At 60.7% G+C, this 19,154-nt stretch carries 20 protein-coding genes; 10 read left to right on the top strand and 10 right to left on the bottom strand.

The window, feature by feature from the left end; genetic code table 11:
- The first annotated feature begins 73 nt into the window (after positions 1-73).
- Positions 74-502: an OsmC family peroxiredoxin gene (locus tag BUE15_RS06025; RefSeq protein WP_073282133.1), complete on the top strand. Its 429-nt coding sequence runs from the start codon at positions 74-76 to the stop codon at positions 500-502.
- Between the two features lie 101 nt (positions 503-603).
- Positions 604-1,092 carry a hypothetical protein gene (locus BUE15_RS06020; RefSeq protein ID WP_073282132.1) on the top strand — a complete coding sequence of 163 codons (489 nt, stop codon included), beginning with the start codon at positions 604-606 and terminating at the stop codon, positions 1,090-1,092.
- A 75-nt stretch (positions 1,093-1,167) separates the two neighbouring features.
- On the opposite strand, the gene dnaA is transcribed toward BUE15_RS06020, so the two are convergent.
- The 4 genes from dnaA to BUE15_RS06000 all read right to left on the bottom strand — a co-directional run bounded on the left by dnaA (position 1,168) and on the right by BUE15_RS06000 (position 5,996).
- Complete coding sequence (dnaA, locus tag BUE15_RS06015; protein WP_073282130.1) at positions 1,168-2,664, bottom strand: chromosomal replication initiator protein DnaA; 1,497 nt, start codon at positions 2,662-2,664, stop codon at positions 1,168-1,170.
- Positions 2,665-2,818: 154 nt separating this feature from the next.
- Positions 2,819-3,745 carry a metallophosphoesterase gene (locus tag BUE15_RS06010; protein WP_073282127.1) on the bottom strand — a complete coding sequence of 309 codons (927 nt, stop codon included), beginning with the start codon at positions 3,743-3,745 and terminating at the stop codon, positions 2,819-2,821.
- Positions 3,746-3,838: 93 nt separating this feature from the next.
- Positions 3,839-4,600, bottom strand: a complete 762-nt coding sequence (locus BUE15_RS06005) for a 5'-nucleotidase C-terminal domain-containing protein (protein ID WP_084548858.1) — start codon at positions 4,598-4,600, stop codon at positions 3,839-3,841.
- Positions 4,601-4,763: 163 nt separating this feature from the next.
- Positions 4,764-5,996, bottom strand: coding sequence for an outer membrane beta-barrel protein (locus BUE15_RS06000; RefSeq protein WP_170865200.1), 1,233 nt, complete (start codon positions 5,994-5,996; stop codon positions 4,764-4,766).
- 220 nt (positions 5,997-6,216) lie between these two features.
- Here BUE15_RS06000 and BUE15_RS05995 point away from each other — a divergent pair, with 220 nt between their 5' ends.
- From BUE15_RS05995 to BUE15_RS05975, 6 genes are all read left to right on the top strand, one after another.
- Positions 6,217-7,998 (top strand): methylmalonyl-CoA mutase family protein, encoded by a 1,782-nt coding sequence (locus BUE15_RS05995; RefSeq protein WP_073282123.1) that lies wholly within the window; start codon positions 6,217-6,219, stop codon positions 7,996-7,998.
- Positions 7,999-8,054: 56 nt separating this feature from the next.
- Positions 8,055-8,432: a four helix bundle protein gene (locus BUE15_RS22610; RefSeq protein ID WP_073282121.1), complete on the top strand. Its 378-nt coding sequence runs from the start codon at positions 8,055-8,057 to the stop codon at positions 8,430-8,432.
- A 134-nt stretch (positions 8,433-8,566) separates the two neighbouring features.
- Positions 8,567-10,690: a methylmalonyl-CoA mutase gene (gene scpA, locus BUE15_RS05985; protein WP_073282119.1), complete on the top strand. Its 2,124-nt coding sequence runs from the start codon at positions 8,567-8,569 to the stop codon at positions 10,688-10,690.
- A 19-nt stretch (positions 10,691-10,709) separates the two neighbouring features.
- The gene (locus BUE15_RS05980; protein WP_073282117.1) at positions 10,710-11,111 is read left to right on the top strand and encodes a hypothetical protein; all 402 of its coding nucleotides are present in this window, start codon (positions 10,710-10,712) and stop codon (positions 11,109-11,111) included.
- A 38-nt stretch (positions 11,112-11,149) separates the two neighbouring features.
- Positions 11,150-11,659, top strand: coding sequence for a hypothetical protein (locus BUE15_RS21480; protein ID WP_170865199.1), 510 nt, complete (start codon positions 11,150-11,152; stop codon positions 11,657-11,659).
- A gap of 34 nt (positions 11,660-11,693) precedes the next feature.
- Complete coding sequence (locus tag BUE15_RS05975) at positions 11,694-12,131, top strand: hypothetical protein (protein WP_073282115.1); 438 nt, start codon at positions 11,694-11,696, stop codon at positions 12,129-12,131.
- Between the two features lie 60 nt (positions 12,132-12,191).
- On the opposite strand, the gene BUE15_RS05970 is transcribed toward BUE15_RS05975, so the two are convergent.
- On the bottom strand, positions 12,192-12,590 hold the full coding sequence (locus tag BUE15_RS05970) for a DoxX family protein (protein WP_073282113.1): 399 nt from the start codon (positions 12,588-12,590) through the stop codon (positions 12,192-12,194).
- 260 nt (positions 12,591-12,850) lie between these two features.
- The gene (locus BUE15_RS05965; RefSeq protein ID WP_073282111.1) at positions 12,851-13,339 is read right to left on the bottom strand and encodes an ankyrin repeat domain-containing protein; all 489 of its coding nucleotides are present in this window, start codon (positions 13,337-13,339) and stop codon (positions 12,851-12,853) included.
- Between the two features lie 233 nt (positions 13,340-13,572).
- On the opposite strand from BUE15_RS05965, the gene BUE15_RS05960 reads away from it, so the two are divergent.
- Positions 13,573-14,364, top strand: a complete 792-nt coding sequence (locus BUE15_RS05960) for an SDR family NAD(P)-dependent oxidoreductase (RefSeq protein ID WP_073282109.1) — start codon at positions 13,573-13,575, stop codon at positions 14,362-14,364.
- A 143-nt stretch (positions 14,365-14,507) separates the two neighbouring features.
- On the opposite strand, the gene BUE15_RS05955 is transcribed toward BUE15_RS05960, so the two are convergent.
- Complete coding sequence (locus BUE15_RS05955; protein ID WP_139252152.1) at positions 14,508-15,254, bottom strand: J domain-containing protein; 747 nt, start codon at positions 15,252-15,254, stop codon at positions 14,508-14,510.
- A gap of 162 nt (positions 15,255-15,416) precedes the next feature.
- Between BUE15_RS05955 and BUE15_RS05950 the strand changes: the two genes are divergently transcribed.
- A complete protein-coding gene (locus tag BUE15_RS05950) occupies positions 15,417-16,163 on the top strand; it encodes a DUF2490 domain-containing protein (RefSeq protein WP_170865198.1) in 747 nt (248 codons plus the stop codon).
- 197 nt (positions 16,164-16,360) lie between these two features.
- Here the strand turns inward: BUE15_RS05950 and BUE15_RS05945 are convergent, their stop codons facing one another.
- From BUE15_RS05945 to BUE15_RS05935, 3 genes are all read right to left on the bottom strand, one after another.
- Complete coding sequence (locus tag BUE15_RS05945; RefSeq protein WP_084548856.1) at positions 16,361-17,341, bottom strand: YitT family protein; 981 nt, start codon at positions 17,339-17,341, stop codon at positions 16,361-16,363.
- A 128-nt stretch (positions 17,342-17,469) separates the two neighbouring features.
- The gene (locus tag BUE15_RS05940; RefSeq protein ID WP_170865197.1) at positions 17,470-17,844 is read right to left on the bottom strand and encodes a hypothetical protein; all 375 of its coding nucleotides are present in this window, start codon (positions 17,842-17,844) and stop codon (positions 17,470-17,472) included.
- 96 nt (positions 17,845-17,940) lie between these two features.
- Positions 17,941-19,116, bottom strand: coding sequence for a geranylgeranyl reductase family protein (locus BUE15_RS05935; RefSeq protein WP_073282101.1), 1,176 nt, complete (start codon positions 19,114-19,116; stop codon positions 17,941-17,943).
- Between the last annotated feature and the right edge of the window lie 38 nt (positions 19,117-19,154).

Raw genomic sequence — 19,154 nt, 5'->3', positions numbered from 1 at the left:
ATGTGTAGCTGGGGGCCGCAACATAGAAGGGCGAGTTCAGGTATGTAAAGCTGAACAACCAACACTTCATCCCATGAGCAACCAACGTGGCAATGCCGTTTGGAACGGCGACATCAAAGGCAGCGGCGAAATTTCAACGCAGAGCGGCACCGTAAAAGCACCTTATTCCGTTGGCGCCCGGTTTGAAGGCCAAAAGGGCACCAACCCCGAGGAGTTGATTGGCGCGGCCCACGCCGGCTGCTACACCATGTTCCTGACCAGCATCCTGACCAAGGACGGCAAACAGGTAAAGCAAATCCGCACCGAGTCGAAGGTAACGCTGGACACGTCGGGCGAAGTGCCGAAAGTGGTGAAGATTGCCCTGACGACGGAAGGCGAAGTGGAAGGCATTTCGCAGCAGGAATTTCAGCAGTATGCCGAAAAGGCGAAGGAAAACTGCCCGATTTCGGTGCTGCTGAAGGCTGTGCCGGAAATGGAGCTGGCCTCCGCTACGCTGAAATAACAAGTAGCTGAAGCCTCACCGCGCTTCTAAAACCGGCCGTGTCTCTGTGCATCGCCGGTTTTTCGCTTTCTTTGCCTTTTGTTGCGACCATTTCTGCCGCTATGCCCGCCAATTCTACCCGCATTCGTCTTCAACCCGCCAATACGTCGCGCATTCCGTTCTGGGGGCAGATTTTCATCGGCACTATCTGGATAGCTTACACGCTGGCCCTGATTTTCACCGACAGCGGCCTGAACGACATGCACTTCCTGCATTACGTGTTTCTGGTGTTCAGCCTGGTGTATCTGGGCTACGTGCTGGTGCACAATGCCCCGGTTTTCGGCACGCAGAGCTACCTGGAGTTCACGCCGGGCTACATCGTACACAAAGCCGGTTTGTTCCGGCCCAAGCAGGTTTTTGCCGCTGAAAGCATTACGCGGCTGGAAATGGCGCCCCGCCAGGTGCGGGTGCATACCAAGGAAGAAGGCACCTACGCCCTGAGCCTGCGCGAAGTGCGCGGCCGCAAGCGCAAACGCCAGCTTCTGGATCAGGTGCGGGCCTTCGCCACCAGGTATCAAATTCCGCTGGTTGATGCGCAGGCTCCGGTCTAAGCCATCTAAATCGTCAGACAATGAAAAAGGCCTGCAACGTAGCGTTGCAGGCCTTTTTTGTAGTGTAATGCTTGGTTATTTGCCGGCGAACTTCTTGCGCAGCTCCACAATCTGGCCCCGGAAGCTCTTGTCAGAATCTATCAGATCCGACACGGTTTGCACGGAGTGAATCACGGTGCTATGGTCGCGGCCGCCGAAGTGGTGCCCAATGCTCTTGAGCGAATGGCTGGTGTGCTCCTTGGCAAAGTACATAGCCACCTGCCGCGCCGTCACGACTTCCTTTTTGCGGGTTTTGGCTTTCAGCAAGTCCAGTGGCACGCTGAAATATTCGGCGCAGGTTTTCTGGATGAAGTCGATATTGACCTCGGCCTCCACTTCCTCAATGATGTGGCGCAGCGCCTGCTTGGCCATTTCCAGGTCAATTTCGCGGCGGTTGAGGCTGCTTTGGGCCACCAGCGAAATCAGCACGCCTTCCAGCTCGCGCACGTTGGTGTTCACGGAATGCGCCAGATACTCCACCACCTGCGGCGGAATGTCGATGCCATCCTGCTGCATCTTGTTCTGGATGATGGCCATGCGCGTCTCGAAGTCGGGGCTTTGCAGGTCAGCCGTGAGGCCCCACTTAAAGCGCGACAACAGCCGGTCCTCCAGCCCCACCAGGTCGCGCGGCGGACGGTCAGAGGTCATTACAATCTGCTTGCCGGCCTGGTGCAAGTGGTTGAAGATGTGGAAGAACATCTCCTGCGTCTTGTCCTTGCCCGACAGAAACTGCACGTCATCCAGAATCAGGATGTCTACCAGCAGGTAGAAGTTGGCGAAGTCCTGCACGGCGTTGGCCCGCAGGCTTTCGATGAACTGGTTCGTGAACTTCTCCGCCGACACGTAGAGCACGAATTTGTCGGAGTTGCTGGCTTTGATGTGGTTGCCGATGGCCTGCACGAGGTGCGTTTTGCCCAGGCCTACGCCGCCGTACACCATCAAGGGGTTGAAGCTGGTGGTGCCGGGCTTGTTGGCTACGGCGAGGCCCGCCGAGCGCGCCAGCCGGTTGCAGTCGCCTTCGATGTAGTTTTCGAAGGTGTAGCTGCCGTTTAGCTGCGAGTGCAGATAGTTGCGGTCAATGGCCTTGCTGGCCTCGAACGGATTGCGCAGCGTGGTGGCCGAAGGAGCCGGCGCAGCCGCCGCTCCCGCCACGTGCCGCGCCGACGACGACATGGGGCCGGTGGCCAGCGCGGCGGCAGGCGTAGCCTGCGCTACGGGCGCGGCGGCCTTGCGCGTGGTGGGCAGGTTGAGCGTGCGCGGCTGGTTCTGGCTGTTGCCCTGGTCCACCACGATGCTGTATTCCAGCCGCCCGTCGGGGCCTAGTTCCTGGTGGATGGCGCGCTTCAGTTCCTCTACGTAGTGTTCCTCCAGAAACTCGTAGAAATACGTACTCGGCACCTGAATGATGAGCACGTTGTTTTGCAGATGCACCGGCACGATGGGCATGAACCACGTTCGGAAGCTCTGCTCACCAATATTCGCTTTGATGACGCGAAGGCAATTCGCCCAGACTGTACGGCAATCCCTCAGCATCAATCAGTTAGTTACGAAATCGAGTGGTGTGTGTGCGGAATAGCAGAGGCGCGAGCGGACCCTGGCAGGGTCCGTTTTTTCCAAAGGGAGACAAAAATGTGGAAAAGTCAGGAGAGAAAAAACCGTTTTGCCCCTTGTATTTGTCGCGCTTTTATCAGGCTACCCGAACGGGCACCACGGCGGCGGCCGCTACGCTCGGGCGGCGGGTGCCGCGCTCAAATGTGTAGTCGAGACGGCCCAGGTTGATGCCGGACCAGCCCACCTGATTGATGAGGGTTTGCTGGCCGTTGGGGCCGGCCACCACATCTGGCTTCGGCAGAAACGTATGCGTGTGCCCGCCCAGTATCAGGTCGATGCCGGGGGCTCCGGCAGCCAGCTTGAAGTCGTCGAGCTTGGCGCTTTCGTATTTGTAGCCTAAGTGCGACAGGCAGATAACCAGGTCGCACTTTTCCTGACCGCGCAGCTTGGCCACCATGTCGTTGGCCACGGCTATCGGGTCGAGGTATTTGGTGGCCCCAAAGTTTCTATCAGATACTAATCCGGCCATTTCGATGCCGATGCCGAACACCCCGACACGGTGCCCTGCTTTCTCAAACACCTTGTACGGCTGGAATTTACCGGCCAGAATAGTGTCGGAAAAATCGTAGTTGGCAATCAGGAAGGGGAAACCGGCGTGCGGCAGCTGCTTCTGCAGGCCCTCCAGGCCGTTGTCGAAGTCGTGGTTGCCGAGGGTGCTGGCGTCGTAGGCCATCTGGGTCATGAGCTTATATTCCAGCTCGCCCGTGAAGAAGTTGAAGTAGGGCGTGCCCTGCCAGATGTCGCCGGAGTCGAGGAGCAACACGTGCGGCTCCTGCGCCCGAATCTGCTTAATGAGGGCCGCACGATGGGCCATACCGCCCATACCGGCCCACTGCGCCGCATTGTCCGGAAAGGGCTCGATGCGGGAATGCATATCGTTGGTGTGCAGAATCACCAGCCGCTCCGGTTTCGATTCGGCAGCGGCGGGCAGGCTTCCGAGACCCAGAACACTCAGGCCAGCGGCTCCTACGCCAGTATGTTTAAGAAAGTCGCGACGATTCACGGCGGGGAAAGTAGCTAAGTGAGTAACTGTAAATGAAGGGCCGTACGGTAGCCAAGCAGCGGAAGCGTTTTACTACCCAGCCGCTCGGCCGGATTACTTTACGCGCCCGTCTACCTTGGCCTCCACGGGCCGGCCGGCCGCCGTCAGCTCCCGGATGTGGTCGGCAATGGCGTTGCGCAGCAGCACGCCGGTGCCACGGGGCTTGATGGTCTTGAAGAACGTCAGCTGGTCGCCGCCACCCGCCAGGTAGTCGCTGATGGCAATGGTGTACATGCGGTCCTGGTCGGGATTGAACTGCTGCCCGTTGATGCGGATATCCGTGGCCTTGCCCTCGGGCGACACGGCGTACGTGCCTCCCGAAATGGGCATTCTGACGCGGGCCGCGTAGGCGAAGAGCTGCTGCACCACGTCGCCGGGCGCATCCAGTATCACCAGCTCATTCTCAAACGGCATCAGCTCGAACACCGAGCCCATGGTGATGGAACCGGCCGGCAAGGGGGCGCGCAGCCCGCCGTTGGTCATCACGCTCAAATCAATGGGTTGACCGGTTTCGCGGCTGGCGCGGCTACGCTGCAGGTCGGCTACGAAGTTGGCCAGGGGCGACTCCCCCGGGTTTTTAGCAATAGCCACTGGCGCCGTACCCAGAACGGCGGCCATCTGCTCCGTAACACGCTGGCGGTACGGGGCAATGGTGGCCGCCACCGTTGCATCGTCGGGGAGGTCTTTGCCAACGGGCTGGGCCGTAACGGGGGCCAATTGCGGCTTGGCTACGTAGGTGGCGCGCTGGCAGGCTGGAAACAGCGCCACGGTCGCCAGCAGGCTAAGCGCGGCCGTCCGGAAACGAAAGAGTTGCATCAGGATAGGTGAGAAGCGGACCACAAAGGTAATCTGCCCGGCTGACTATTCGTTCAGCCCGCTCCACAGCCGCAGATGCAGAACGGGCCGGCCCCCGCCCGACTTCCGGAAACCCGGAAACCGTGGCGACGCCCGGCCCGCACCGGATACAGCCCCTGCAGCCCTATTTTCCGAACGTATAACCGGCGAGTAACGAGAGGCCCTTGGCACTCGTCAGAGCCTGCGTAGCCTGTGAGTAGCTATCCTGCCAGCCCATGCGCGCTTCCAGCTGCACACTTCCCACGCTGCCGGTAGGCAGGGAGATGCCGGCCGCAACAACCGGAGCAGTAATCATGGTCCGCATCTCAATTTCGCGGGTTGAGCTGCCAAACAGCTGCCGCGTGGTTACCACTTCAGCCTTTTTCTGAAAAACCGCTCCTATCTGAAAGCCGGCCTGCAGATAAGGCCGCACGGGTCCTTCCAGGAACGTGTAGCGCAGCAGCAGCGGTAGCTGCACCATCGAAAAGTCTACCCGAACGTCTTTTTGCTCCAGGCCGGTGCTAGACGCAGGGCTCGGTACGGTATAGGAGTTCTTAAATGACTGCTTCACATACAACGCCTGCAAACCGGCTGAGAGCTTGTGATGGAAGAAGCCCGGATTCACAACGATGCCGACACCAAACGTCGGTTGCCAAGCCGCTTCCAGCGGTAGCTTCTTATCATTCTCCGTTACCTTCATTTCCGACTGATAGACGCCGCCCAGCACCGAGAACCGCACTTTCGCTTTCCGTTCGGCCACTACGTATTGCGGTGTGCTGCCGCCGACGCAGGCATTGTACTCGGAGAAAAGCTTCAGAAGCTTCTGCTCCTTCAGCTCCATACTCACGATGCTGGCCTGCACTTTCGGGCAGTCGGACATAAGCAGCGCCAGCTTGCTCCGAAACGGATACGACCGTTCCAGCGTGTTGATTTCACGACCGATAGCCTTGTTATAGACCACTATGGATGTGTCTCGTTGCACCAGGAGCTCCAGGGGGCCGGTAGTTGCGGGGCCGGCATAGTAAGCCTCCCGGTCATCAGCCCGCACCGTCAGGTAGAGCGAGGCTTTGCCCAGCGCCAGCACCTGCAGAAACGCTTTTTCGGCGGTAGCACCCGGCAGTTGGCGGCTCTGGTAGCTGCGCCCGCCGCTATAGCCGAAGCCAAGCAGCTGTTCCGGCTGATACTCCGTAACGGCAGCGGCACCGGCCGGCCGGAAACGGCACAGCTTCCGGTTGCGCTGTTCGCTGCGGTAATCTACCTCGCCGCGGAGCGTGTCGCCGGAAGGCGGCAGGATATAACCAGGCTTGAAATTGGACTGGGCCAGCGCGGCCGGGGCTACCAGGCACAATACCGGCAGCAGACGAAGAAGATTACGCACGAATAGTGGCAGTGAAATATACAATAAGGCGCAAGTTAGCCGGTCGTTATGGCTTCGGCACAATCCTGGCGGCATTTTCACTGGAAGAAGCTCTAATAGCACGGAGGATTCCTTGCAGAAGAGGAATCCGATGGGCTTTGTAGTGGCCGGCACCGCCTTTCCCGCCCGATCCGGTATCTTTAGCACGCCTGTTTCCTCCTATCCCACCAGTGCCTAGGCTATGTCCGATACGCCGCGTTCCGCGCCCGTTACGTTTTCCGAGTTCGAACCCGTCACTACTGCCGCCTGGCAGGCCCGTATCGAGCGGGACCTGAAAGGAGCCGACCCAGCCACCCTGCGCTGGAACACGCCCGACGGTTTTACCCTCGAACCCTTCTACCACCGCGAGGCGCTATCGGCGCTGGCCGGGCAGCCGGCCCCCCAGGTGCCGGCCGGTACCGGCAGCTACTGGCGCAATGTGCCCACTTACCACGTCTCGGCCCTCAGCAACGGCCACGAAACCATCATCCGGGCCGCAGATGCCCTCAGCCGCGGCGCCGAAGGTGCCCATTTTGTGCTGGCCGATACCCTGGCGTTCGACGTAGAGTTTCTGCATCAGTACCTGCCGCTTCCCGACACCTTCATCGGCTATACCGTGACGGCGGCACCGGCTGAGCTGGTGCAGCGGCTGCTGGCTACCGGCGCAACCGTACTTCGGGGGTTTTTGCAATTCGACCCGGTGACGGGCCACCTGCCCGATATGGCCGGCCAGCTGCGGGCATTGCGCGACGTACTGCGCCTGACCCGGGGCATGACGGACTTTCGGGGCCTCACGCTGGATTCGGCCTACTTCGGCAACCGCGGAGCCACGGCGTCCCAGCAAATAGCCTTTGCCGTAGCCGCTGCCGCTACCTACTTCAGCGAGCTTCCCGATGCCGAACTGACCGTAGCCGACGTGGCAGCAGCTATGCGCGTGCACACGGCCATCAACCCCAACTACTTCTTCGAGCTGGCCAAGCTCCGGGCGCTTCGGCGGCTCTGGGTTACGCTCTGCCACGCTTACGGCCTGCCCGCCGAAGCGGCCCAGGTGCCTATACTGGCCGAAACAGCCTCCTGGAGCCAGACCACCCTCGATCCGCACACCAACCTGCTGCGCGTAACCACCGAAGCCATGAGCGCCGTGCTCGGTGGCGCCGATGTGCTGAGCGTGCGCCCCTTCGATACGCTGTTTCAGGAGCCCAATGAGTTTTCCGACCGCCTCGCCCGCAACCTCTCGGTGCTGCTGCGCGAAGAAGCCGGCCTCGGCACCGTCGCGGACCCGGCCGCTGGCTCCTACTACCTCGAAACCCTCACCGACCAGCTGGCCCGCGAAGCCTGGGCACTGTTCCAGCGCCTGGAAGCCGAAGGCGGACTGCCCGGGGCCATGGCATTGGCGCTACAGCTGCTGCATCAGGCCGCACAGGCGCAGTTCAGCCGCATTGCCAACGGCGAGCAAGTGGTAGTAGGTACCAACCGCTTCCAAAACGTGCGCGAGCAGTTTGACTTCAACCCCAAGAAGCTGCTGCGCAGCCGCGAGTTTGACTCTACGCGGGCTACCTACCCTTCCGAAGTGCTGCGCCTGGCCACCAGCCTGCACTTCGAGCGGCGCGAGAAGAAGAAAAAGCGCGCCGCCGTAGTGTTGCTGGGCTCGCATACCAATCAGCTGATCGTCGAATCGTTTTTGCGGCTGCTGCCTGATGGCGAACAGCCGGTGCTGCGCGAGTCCCACCCCGAAGGCACGCTGTCCGTGCTGTTTTCCTCTTCGGAAGAAGCCACGCTGATGTACGCTACCCCCGAGCAGTTCGGGCGGCTGTCGCGCTACCTCTACAAGCTCCCCAACGACGTGCCTTTTGTGCCCCCGGCCCTGCTCACTGCCGACCTGGCGACCATGCAGGAAGCGGTGCGCGTGTTCGGTTTCCAGGAATTTACCGTGCAGGGCTACAGCACCGAAGAAGTTCTGGCCCGGCTGCAGGGGAAAAAGTGATGAAGTGAGGTGGTGAAAGGTGAAAAGTGACAGGTAAAACGTAAAAGGAAACAGGCATGAACCCGGGACGACGCAGCAAGCCCCATTACGGACTGGAATGCTGGCGTCTGGCTTTCGACTTTGTGCCGGTGGCCTACGAACTGACGCGGGCCTTTCCATCTGAGGAGCGGTACGAATTAGCGTCGCAGCTTCGACGTGCGGCCACTTCCGTAACGCTCAACATAGCCGAAGGAGCCGGCCGGCAATCTGCCGCTGAGTTTACTCGCTTTCTGTTTATTGCCCGTGGTTCCGTCACTGAACTTGACTCCATTCTACTACTTGCCGAACGTCTCGGCTACCTTACTGCTTTACAAACCGACCACGCCATTGCCTCTCTAGACCGTATAGCCGGCCTCCTCACCGGACTTATCAGAAGCCTGCAAGCCAAGCAATAGCCAAACCTCACTACTCTCCATACCACCCCCACATTCCCCAACCTGTATCCCCTTACCTGTTACGTGTCACCTATTACCTGCTACCCATATCCTCTTACCTGTTACGTGTCACCTGTTACCTGTCACCCAACGCCATGAAACCCGACTTCTCCCAGATAGCCTATAACGACGCCCCGCTGCCCGCTACCCCGGCGGCGGCCCCCGAAACCACCGTCACGCCCGAAGGTATTCCGCTCAAAAGCCACTACACTGCCCACGACGTGCAGCACCTCGGCCACCTCGGTTTCGGGGCGGGGCAGGCACCGTATCTGCGCGGGCCCTATGCCACCATGTACGTGCAGAACCCCTGGACTATCCGGCAATACGCGGGCTTCAGCACGGCTGAAGAGTCCAACTCCTTCTACCGCCGCAACCTGGCCGGCGGGCAAAAGGGCCTGTCGGTGGCCTTCGACCTGGCCACGCACCGCGGCTACGATTCCGACCACCCCCGCGTGGTAGGCGACGTGGGCAAAGCCGGCGTGGCCATCGACTCAGTGGAAGACATGAAGATTCTCTTCGATGAAATTCCGCTCGACAAGATGTCGGTGTCCATGACCATGAACGGAGCCGTGCTGCCGGTGCTTGCCTTCTACATCGTAGCGGCAGAAGAGCAGGGCGTAACGCCGGAAAAGCTGGCCGGCACGATTCAGAACGACATTCTGAAGGAGTTCATGGTGCGCAACACCTATATATATCCTCCCCTGCCGAGCATGCGCATCATTGCGGATATCTTCGCCTACACGGCGCAGCACATGCCCAAGTTCAACAGCATCAGCATCTCCGGCTACCACATGCAGGAGGCCGGCGCTACGGCCGATATCGAGCTGGCCTACACCCTGGCCGACGGCCTGGAGTACGTGCGCGCCGGACTGGCGGCCGGCATGACCATCGACCAGTTCGCGCCGCGCCTTTCCTTCTTCTGGGCCATCGGCATGAACCACTTCATGGAAATTGCCAAGCTCCGGGCCGGCCGCCTGCTATGGGCGAAGCTCATCAAGCAGTTCGAGCCCCAGAACCCCAAGAGCCTGGCTTTGCGCACCCACTGCCAGACCTCCGGCTACTCGCTCACCGAGCAGGACCCCTTCAACAATGTGGCCCGCACTTGCATCGAGGCGCTGGCCGCTGCCCTCGGGGGCACCCAAAGCCTGCACACCAACGCCCTCGACGAGGCCATTGCCCTGCCCACCGACTTCTCGGCCCGCATTGCCCGCAACACCCAGCTCTACCTGCAGCACGAAACCGACATTACCCGCGTCGTGGACCCCTGGGGCGGCTCCTACTACGTCGAAACGCTCACGCAGGAGCTGGCCAACAAGGCCTGGGCGCTCATGCAGGAGGTAGAAGAGCTCGGCGGCATGGCCAAAGCCATTGAAACCGGCCTGCCCAAGATGCGCATCGAGGAAGCCGCCGCCCGCAAGCAGGCCCGCATCGACTCGGGCAAGGAAATCATTGTGGGCGTCAACAAGTACCGCCCCAGCGCGGAGCAGCAGCTCGACGTGCTCGACATCGACAACGCCGCCGTGCGCGAGTCGCAGATTGCGCGCCTCACCACCATCCGCAGCACCCGCGACAATGCCGCCGTGCAGGCCGCCTTGGAGGCCCTGACCGAAGCGGCCCGCTCCGGCACCGACAATCTGCTGGCGCTGGCCGTCGTGGCCGCCCGCCACCGTGCCACGCTCGGCGAAATATCCGATGCGCTGGAGAAAGTATACGGCCGTCATCAGGCCACTATCCGCTCTATATCGGGCGTGTACTCTGCTGAGATGGACTACAACGAAGAGTTTGCCAAGGCCCGCGCCGCTGCCGATGCCTTTGCCGCCAGGGAAGGCCGCCGCCCCCGCATGATGGTAGCCAAAATGGGCCAGGACGGCCACGACCGGGGTGCGAAAATCATTGCCACCTCTTTTGCCGACGTCGGCTTCGACGTGGACATTGCCCCCCTCTTCCAGACCCCCGATGAAGTAGCCCGCCAGGCCGCCGAAAACGACGTGCACGTAGTGGGAGTCAGCAGTCTGGCCGCCGGACACAAAACCCTGATTCCGCAGCTGCTCGCCGACCTCAAGCAACTGGGCCGCGAAGACATCCTCGTCATTGCCGGCGGCGTCATTCCGGCCCAGGACTACGAGTTTCTCTATAACGCGGGCGTGGCCGGCGTCTACGGCCCCGGCACCGTCATTGCCATAGCGGCGCAGGAGATTCTGGAGAAGCTGGGGGATTAGACAATATTTACTGCAAAATATGAATAAGCAAATAAAAATTGAACTTTCTTTTATCGATAGAATCACCCAAAAAGCAAAAAAAGCAAATAGAATATGTCTGGAGAATAATTGCTCTGACAACGCCATTAATTCTCATATTTTACAAAAAAACGGAATCTTAAATACCATTACTACAAACGGACATCTATACATGCTCAAAGTGAGCATGATGGAAGCTCAAGGCAAATTTCACAAGATAGGAATCAACAATATTTTTACCTTCAAGGGATTCTGCAATAAGCATGACACTTTACTATTTGATTATATTGAGAATAATATTTTTAACATAACTGAATACAAGACAAAAATATTATTTTGCTATAGAGCAGTACTGAATGAATTAAGAAAAAAAAACAAATCAATATTGATCAGTACAACTTGATCAAAAAAACTCCTGCCTTAAATAATTTAGCGAGAAGAATGAATATAGACAACTTAATCAATAACGAAACACTAGGAGAAAATGACTTATTCAGATTATCAAATCTAATTAGGAGTGATATTGACCAAGGATCAGAAAATTTCCATTTTGTCACATACCGTATTCCTAGGATAGAAGTATGTGCATCTGCAACATTCAATACTGAAATCAGAAGCGACATGATAGCAAAGAGGCTATCTGGTCGTTGGAGCGACCCACTAAATAGCTTAATAATTAATATCATGCCTTATGATGACATGACTGTAATCATTCTAGGATGTCATAATTCAATAGTCGCTAGTTGTTCGTACTTCTTTCTAGAACTTGCAAAAGATCCGAAAAAATTCATAAGTGACATTTTCATCAAAAACATAGAAACATGGGTATGCTCTCCTGAATTTTACTTTAGACATATAAGACATAGAGAAAAAGAAATAATAAAACAATTTGGTTTATATCCACAAGAAAGAGATTACACATATCCAACAAGGGCATATCTATTCGGATAAACAACCCTCTCTGTTTGAACAAATTAATTACAATATGCACATCTCCCCCGAAGACCAGGAAGACGCCGACATTGACTACTTCGCTACCGACACGGACGGGCATATTCTGCACGTAGCGTCCGGCGGTGGGGTGCTGCCGGCTTCGGTGGCGGCATCGGAGGAGGTGCTGCTGGAGCTGCACCAGTATTTCCTGACGCTGCCGGAGCCGGCGGCGGGCGGAGCGCAAACTACTACCGACCCAACTGAAGGCAACTACCCCGGCGCCGCCCGCTATGCGCGCCGGGGCCTCTACTCCTTCGCCAAAACCCGCCTCCACGAGCACACCGATTCGCGCTACTACCTGGTAGCCCGTCCGCTACGCCCCCTAACCGTAGCCGAATTGCCGCCGCACATTGCTACGCTGCTGCGCCGAACACAACTCCCGGAGCCCGTAGCGCAGCAAACCACATTTGACGTTTCGAACATCCTATAAGCAAAACGGCCCGCTGGTTAGCGGGCCGTTTTGCTTATAGGATATTGTATGGGGCAATGGCTACCGAACCCGGTTGCGGCTTATCATACTATCGACGCTCCAGATGCCGGCACCGTGGGCCCAGATGTAGAGAAACACGAAGCAGTAGAGCACGGCCGTTTCGCCCTGGTTGATGATGGGCAGCGGATGCTGGCCGGCGTGGGCCATAAAGTAGGCCACGGCCATGGTACCGCTGGACAGGAAGGCGGCGGGGCGCGTGAGCAGGCCAATGGCGATGAGCAGGCCGCCCGCCAGCTCGATGATACCGGCCAGGCCCATCAGCGACATGATTTCTACCGGAGGCTTGTCGCCGGGAAAGCCCAGCAGCTTCTGGCTGCCGTGCATGGCAAACAACACACCGGCTACGATGCGCAACAGTGCAAACGCGTGGGGGGCAAAACGGGAGATAGAATCGTTCATGGGGAGAGAAGTGAAGTGAGCGAAAGGTGAGGAAGAGGAGTAGCGGCTATGCCTGTCATCCTGCGCTTCATGCCGGTCATCCTGAGCAGCGCGAAGGGCCTTCTCACGGTTGAACAAGGCCCCTACGTTGTAGCGATACAAGACAGCACGAATACGAGTGAAGGAAGGGCCGGTGTTGCGTGGTGAGCGGTTGAGGCTGGCGTAAGAAGGTCCTTCGCTCCGCTCAGGATGACAGAAGTGAAGCGCAGACAAAAGGGCTGCTACTCGGGCAGCAGGCTCAGGGCGTGTTCATTGCCTTGCTGCAGGGCCAGGTCGCGGGCGGAGAGGCCGCGCACGTCGCGCAGCGTGGTGTCGGCGCCGGCTTCCACCAGAATCGGCACGATGTCGTGGCGGCCAAAGAGGGTGGCAAACATGAGGGCGGTGCCTTCGTTGCCGTTGCGGGCGTTGAGGTCGGCGCCATGTTGGATGAGCAGGCGGGCCACGTCAGGATAGCCCTTGAAGGCGACGCCCATGAGGGCGGTGTTGCCGCTGGCGTCGTGCACGTTGGGGTTGGCACCGGCTTCGAGCAGCACCCGCGTAGCCTCGACGTGGCCATCGTAGGCGGCGAGAATGAGGGCCGTGAAGCCGCGGCCGTTCTGGGTGTTTACGTCGGCTCCTTCGGCCAGCAAGGCCTGGATGGCGGGCACATCGCCCCGGCGGGCAGCGTCGAACAACAGGTCTTCGGGGCGGGATGAGGTGAAGTCAGGCATCAGGAGAAAGAGGTTGGGGGTTGGGCTGCGTACGTAGAGGCAGCAGTGAGGTGTTGTGGAAGAAATGAATGGCGTATGCGGCGCGCAGCAAAGCGGCGGAGCAGCCTAGCGCCGGTAGTCAGTGGCCCAAAAGCATTGTGTTTGTCTACTATAATGCATGCTGGTGGGCGAACACAAAGCGGGCGGTTGCCGGTTAGATACCTTTCGCTATCCACTTTTGTTTTCCCGACCTCATGGACTTACAGCTCACTGGCAAAACCGCCCTCATTACGGGCTCTACGGGTGGCATCGGGCTGGCTATTGCGCGCCGGCTGGCCGCCGAAGGAGCCGCCGTGCTGCTGACGGGCCGCACCGAAGCCCGCGTGGCGGAGGCCCGCGCCCTCATCTTGCAGGAAACCCCGGATGCCACTGTCAGCGGCGTGCCCGTTGATTTTGGCCGCGCAGAACAGGTGCAGCACCTGCTGCTGGCAGTGCCGGCCGTGGATATTCTCATCAACAACGTGGGCATTTTCGAGCCGAAGCCCTTTGCAGACATTACCGACGAGGATTGGCTGCATTTCTTCGAGGTGAATGTGCTGAGCGGCGTGCGGCTGTCGAGGCAGTATTTCCCGCAGATGCTGGCCGCCGGCTGGGGGCGCATTGTGTTTGTGTCCAGTGAGTCGGGCCTGCAGATTCCGGCCGAGATGATTCACTACGGCACCACCGAAACGGCGCAGCTGGGCGTGGCGCGCGGGCTGGCCGAGCTGACGGCGGGCACGGATGTAACGGTGAATTCGGTGCTGCCCGGCCCCACGGCGTCGGATGGCGTGGAGGAGTTTCTGCGGCAGCTGACCGGCCCCGACAAAACCCGCGCCGAAGCCGAACAGGAGTTTTTCCGCGACGCCCGGCCCTCTTCGCTGCTCAAGCGCTTCATCACGCCCGACGAAATTGCCAACATGGTGGCGTATCTGTGCAGCCCGCTGGCGGCGGCTACCAACGGTGCCTCGGTGCGGGTAGATGGCGGCGTGATTCGCAGCATCGGGTAGCGGCCAAGCGCCCGTCCGCCCGCTTTTTCTGCGGGCCGACGGGCGCTTGGTGGAGCTTAGCTGGCCAATCGTGCACACGACGGCCGGTCGGCTGGCGAAAAGCCAGCCGACCGGGGAGGGAAGCGTTGTTGTGGGGCACGGTGTTAAAACAGCCACATCACTACCAGCGTGAGCACCAGCAGCAAGGTGCCCGCTACGGCCGTGTTCACCCGCACTTCCGGGGTTTGGCCGGGGAAGATGCCTACGCCGGCTACCAGCAGCAGCGCAATGGGCAGCGCCATAAGTGCGCCGCTGTACACGCCGGTGCCGTAGGGCTCGAATGGAGCCGCGCCTTCCGGGGAGCGGGGCGCACTTACGCGCCGCACTACGCCCAGCAGCGGCGTGCGCCACACCGTGAGGAACTGGCCTTCGCGGGCGCGCGGGGCCGTGCTGCTGGACAGCCGGAACGTCGTAAGCGGCGTGCGGATATCGTAGCCCACCTGCGGATTGGAGGCCGAGGCGCTGATAAAAACCAATTTACGGCTGAGCACCAGCTCGGCGGGCAGCTCGCGGAGCGGCAAGGTGCGGTCGAGGGCCAGCAGCAGGCAGAAAGCGAGCAGCGCCCAGTTGATATAGCGGGCTACGGGCGCATACTGGCGGATACGGGCCTCCATTGGGGTAAGTCGCGGGGCCGGCGCGGGCTGCTGGCGCAGCAAGAGGTCGTAGGCCCAGCGGCGGCGCGGGTCGGTGAGGATCTGGAGGCTGCCGTAGGCCTCCTGGAGCCGCTCGTTGAGGGCCGGGTCGCGGGCGGCGCGCCGGTGGATGCGGGCGTGCAGGTCGCGGTAGGCGGCTTCTATCTCGGCAGTTGAGGCGGTGTCCGGCACGCCCAGTAAACGATAGTAATTCTGCATATTCCGGCTCCGGTAGATCAGGTGCAAAATACTCGAACAAGGCACACGAAGTATCGGATGCTGAAGGCTTTATTCGGATGGGCAGTCGGCCGCGGGCCGCTACCGCCCGGCTTTCGGCCAGAGCGAGGCAGCCGGAGGCCGGTGGTTTGCGTTAGGGAGTGGATGCGCACTTTTTTACTGCTATGGGGCGGGCTGCTGGCGGCAGTGCCGGGAGCGTGGGCCCAGTCGTCTGGCCAGCCACGGGTTCAGGACCACAACCGCCACATCTGGCTGGCCTGGTTCAGTGATGCCCGCCTGACGCGGCGCTGGGGCCTGCATACGGAGGTGCAGGTGCGACGGGCGGCCTATTTGCGCGACCCGCAGCAGTATTTCTACCGGGTGGGCGCCAACTACCATGCCACTGACCGGCTTACCATCACGCCCGGCTACGTGTATCTGCGGTCGTTGCCCTACGGCAACTACCCCGAGGCGGGCCGCAGCCAGGAGCAGCGCCTGTATCTGCGCGCCGATCTGGAAGACGAGCTGGGCCGGCTGCAGCTGACGCACCGCTATCTGCAGGATATGCGCTGGCTGCGCGGCCCGGGCGAAACCAGCTACGCCCGGCAGTATCGTTCGCGCTACCGAGTGCAGCTACAGTTTCCCCTGACGGGTCCGGCCATGGAGGCGGGCACCTTGTACGCCCTGGCTTCCGATGAGATTTTCATCAGCTACGGTGCCAACGCCAGCCGGCTCTTCAACCAGAACCGCCTGTACGGTGGCCTGGGGTACCAGGTGACGGAGGCGCTGAGCCTGGAAACGAGCTACCTGCATCAAACCGTGCAGCACGATGATGGCGTGGTGTTCGAGCAGAATCATACCCTGCAGGTCAGCCTGAATTTCAACCCCGACTTCAGAAAGCAGGAGCCGTAGCCGCTGCCAGCTGCCCTCCCACCGCCCCGAAAGCAGCCGGGCGCGGGTAGTGGCGGGACGGGCGCAGGCACAAAAAATACCCTGCGGCTTCTGCGCCGGCCTCCCTCCTCGCCGGGCGGCAAGGAAACAGACCCAGGCAGGAGCCGCAGGGTACTAGCGGGCAGCGGGCCGTGGGTAGCGGCTACGCCGGCAGATTGTTAGTGCAGGGGCCGGCGTTTTACCAGGCCGCCTTTGGCGTCGCGCACGCTGCTCATCACCACAAACGCCTGCGGGTCAATCTTGTCGATTTCGTCGGTGAGGCGCGTGACTTCGAGGCGCGTAACCACCGTGAAGATGATGTCGAGGGTTTCGAGCTGCTCGCCACGGGAGCCGAAGCCGCGCTTGCCCATGTAGAGGGTAGCGCCCCGGCCCAGCTCTTCGGTAATCATGCGCCGGATGTCGTCGGAGAAGGGCGAAATGATGGTCACGCCGGTGTATTCCTCGATGCCTTCGATGATGAAGTCCATGGTTTTGGCCGCCGCCAGGTAGGCCAGAATCGAGTACAGCGCCGTTGTGATGGACAGCAGCAGGGCCGCGACGGCGAAGATGATGATGTTGAACACCAGCACGATGTCGCCGACGCTGAGCGGGGTTTTCTTGCTGATGTACACGGCCAGGATTTCCGTGCCATCGAGCACGGCCCCGCCCCGGATGGCCAGACCAATACCGGCCCCCAGGAAAAACCCACCGAACACCGAAATCAGCAGCTTGTCGGTGGCCAGCACCGGAAACGACACCACCAGCAGCACACCGGCCAGCGCCAGAATAGCCAGCAGCGTCCGAACCGCGAAGCCGCGGCCCAATTGATAATACCCCATAATGATGAATGGGATATTGATCAGCACGATAAGCAGGGAAAGCGAAAGGCCCGTGAGCTGGCTGGCCAGCAGGGAGATACCCGTAACGCCGCCATCAATAAAGTCGTTGGGCAGCAGGAACCCTTTCAGGCCCAGGGCCGCGCTGAACACGCCGGCTGCCAGCAGCCCAACCTGTACCAGGCGGCGCTTCTTGCTGACCGGCCCCGGCGCAGGGCGCGTAGCAAACGGAACGGGAGAAGCCACCGCTGAACCAGCGGTGGCGGGTATCGGAAAGGCGGTAGTGGGGGTAATGGAATGAAGGGGCGTATTTTCAGGAGACATAAAAGCTGACTAGTTCGGGGCTTGGGAAAACGCACGCAAAGCCGGCAGGCCGGGGCGCGGTACAGTGAGAAGGCGCAGCCGCGCAAAGGCGCTGGTTGCGGCCGGGCACAATCAGAGCAACCGAAAAGCTAGGGAGCGTTGGGGGCCAGGGCCAGCAGCAACCGCCGGGCCTGGAGCAGCCGCGGGCGCACCGGCGGCGTGGGCAGCCGGTGGGCAACCGGAGCCGGGCGGTATTCGTGGTATTCTTGCGGGTGAGGCCATACTACCAGCGGCAGGTTGGTTTTGGCCGCCGATATGTCGGAGGTCACAAAATCCAGCGCTTCCTGGTGGAGCAGCTCGGCCCGGCTTATACTGAACGGACGCGAGCTTTGAGCCGCCGTAGTATGCCGGACTTCCGCCGGGGCACGCTTCGCCAGCGCCGGGTGCCCCATGCCGCTCAGCAGGAGCAGCAACAGGCTCCAGACGCGTAAGAGCGGCAAAACGGAACGGAAATCTGAAATCATACTGGCGGAACTGCCCGGGAAGAGGCCTCTTAAACAACGACCTGAGCCCTGCAAAGTTCACAATTTTGGCAGTAAGGCTGCACCCGAAGGGCAGGTTTATCCGACGGCGCGCACCAGTTTCTGCCGTAGCCACGGCCACCGGGCGGCCTCTACGGCCAGGTTTACGAGCCACGCCTTGCCCGCCAAAAACCGCATGAACCGGTAGCGCCGCGCCAGCTCCCGGCCGATGTGGCGCTCCACCTGCCGGGCATATTCGGCCAGATAGTCGGCGTCGAAACGGGCGGCCTGAAAGCTACGCTGCGCCTGCTGGGCCGCCAGTATGCCGCTGTGCACCGCTTTGTCGATGCCGTGGCCCTGGAGCGGGTCGATGAGGGCGGCAGCATCTCCGCAGAGCAGCCAGCGCCCACCATGCACGGGTCGGCCGGAGCCGCCCAGCGGCAGCCCAAAGCCGGTGATGGGCGTGAGCTGGATGGCCTGGGCAAAGCGCGGCGCCAACTGCGGGTGCTTGGTCAGCAGGTCATGCAACACCTGTTTCAGATCGAGCCGCCGGTACGCTATTTCCTCCGACAGCGCGCCAAAACCTACGTTGTAGACGCCGTTGCCGACCGGAAACACCCAGCAGTAGCCGGCGCGGAACTCCTGCAGGAAATAAAAGTCGGACGTGTTTTCGGGTGCTTCGCCAACGCCCTGATAATACGCCCGCACGGCCGCGCACTGATATGCCCGGTTGAGGCGCGCCGGTGGGGCCAGCTGCCGGTACACCACCGAGTTGGCCCCGTCGCAGCCGATGACCAGTGCGGCCCGCAGCGGCTCGCGCGCCGGGTCGGCAGGCCATACCGTTACTCCTTCCGTGTCTGCCTCAAGTTTACGGACAGCGTAGTTTTCCAGCACTTCGGTGGCCGTGTGGCGGCGTACCAGGGTCAGCAGGGCCGCATCAAAGTGCAGGCGCGGACTGTTGCAAGCGGGGTTGTGCCACTGAATACGAAGCGCCCGGCCATTGGGAGCCAGTAGTCGGCTGAAGGTAGTATCGGCGCGGTGCGGGGCCAGCAGCTCGCGCAACTCGGGGGCATACGCTGCATCGAGGCGGGCGAGGTGCCGGAGCGTGGGGCTGGGAATGGCGTCACCACAGATTTTGTCGCGCGGGAAGCTGGCCTTGTCCAGCAACGCTACCCGCAACCCGGCGTGGCGCAGGCCCAGCGCGCAGGCCGTACCAGCCGGCCCGGCCCCAACGATAACGACGTCGTAGTGGTGGTGATGATGCGAAGTAGACACTGGCAGCGAAGGTAGCGCCCCGAGCCCGGGCGGCCACC

Origin of the sequence: Hymenobacter psychrotolerans DSM 18569 (genome assembly GCF_900142395.1) — a bacterium.
Taxonomy (GTDB): Bacteria; Bacteroidota; Bacteroidia; order Cytophagales; family Hymenobacteraceae; genus Hymenobacter; species Hymenobacter psychrotolerans.
Note: the sequence above shows the minus strand (reverse complement) of the source record. Positions and strands in the feature narration are given on the sequence as shown.

Coding starts and splice junctions, on each gene's coding strand:
- BUE15_RS06025 (WP_073282133.1), top strand. CDS start 74: ATGAGCAACCAACGTGGCAATGCCGTTTGGAACGGCGACATCAAAGGC.
- BUE15_RS06020 (WP_073282132.1), top strand. CDS start 604: ATGCCCGCCAATTCTACCCGCATTCGTCTTCAACCCGCCAATACGTCG.
- dnaA (WP_073282130.1), bottom strand. CDS start 2,664: ATGCTGAGGGATTGCCGTACAGTCTGGGCGAATTGCCTTCGCGTCATC.
- BUE15_RS06005 (WP_084548858.1), bottom strand. CDS start 4,600: ATGCAACTCTTTCGTTTCCGGACGGCCGCGCTTAGCCTGCTGGCGACC.
- BUE15_RS05995 (WP_073282123.1), top strand. CDS start 6,217: ATGTCCGATACGCCGCGTTCCGCGCCCGTTACGTTTTCCGAGTTCGAA.
- BUE15_RS22610 (WP_073282121.1), top strand. CDS start 8,055: ATGAACCCGGGACGACGCAGCAAGCCCCATTACGGACTGGAATGCTGG.
- scpA (WP_073282119.1), top strand. CDS start 8,567: ATGAAACCCGACTTCTCCCAGATAGCCTATAACGACGCCCCGCTGCCC.
- BUE15_RS05980 (WP_073282117.1), top strand. CDS start 10,710: ATGAATAAGCAAATAAAAATTGAACTTTCTTTTATCGATAGAATCACC.
- BUE15_RS21480 (WP_170865199.1), top strand. CDS start 11,150: ATGAATATAGACAACTTAATCAATAACGAAACACTAGGAGAAAATGAC.
- BUE15_RS05975 (WP_073282115.1), top strand. CDS start 11,694: ATGCACATCTCCCCCGAAGACCAGGAAGACGCCGACATTGACTACTTC.
- BUE15_RS05970 (WP_073282113.1), bottom strand. CDS start 12,590: ATGAACGATTCTATCTCCCGTTTTGCCCCCCACGCGTTTGCACTGTTG.
- BUE15_RS05965 (WP_073282111.1), bottom strand. CDS start 13,339: ATGCCTGACTTCACCTCATCCCGCCCCGAAGACCTGTTGTTCGACGCT.
- BUE15_RS05960 (WP_073282109.1), top strand. CDS start 13,573: ATGGACTTACAGCTCACTGGCAAAACCGCCCTCATTACGGGCTCTACG.
- BUE15_RS05955 (WP_139252152.1), bottom strand. CDS start 15,254: ATGCAGAATTACTATCGTTTACTGGGCGTGCCGGACACCGCCTCAACT.
- BUE15_RS05950 (WP_170865198.1), top strand. CDS start 15,417: ATGCGCACTTTTTTACTGCTATGGGGCGGGCTGCTGGCGGCAGTGCCG.
- BUE15_RS05945 (WP_084548856.1), bottom strand. CDS start 17,341: ATGTCTCCTGAAAATACGCCCCTTCATTCCATTACCCCCACTACCGCC.
- BUE15_RS05940 (WP_170865197.1), bottom strand. CDS start 17,844: ATGATTTCAGATTTCCGTTCCGTTTTGCCGCTCTTACGCGTCTGGAGC.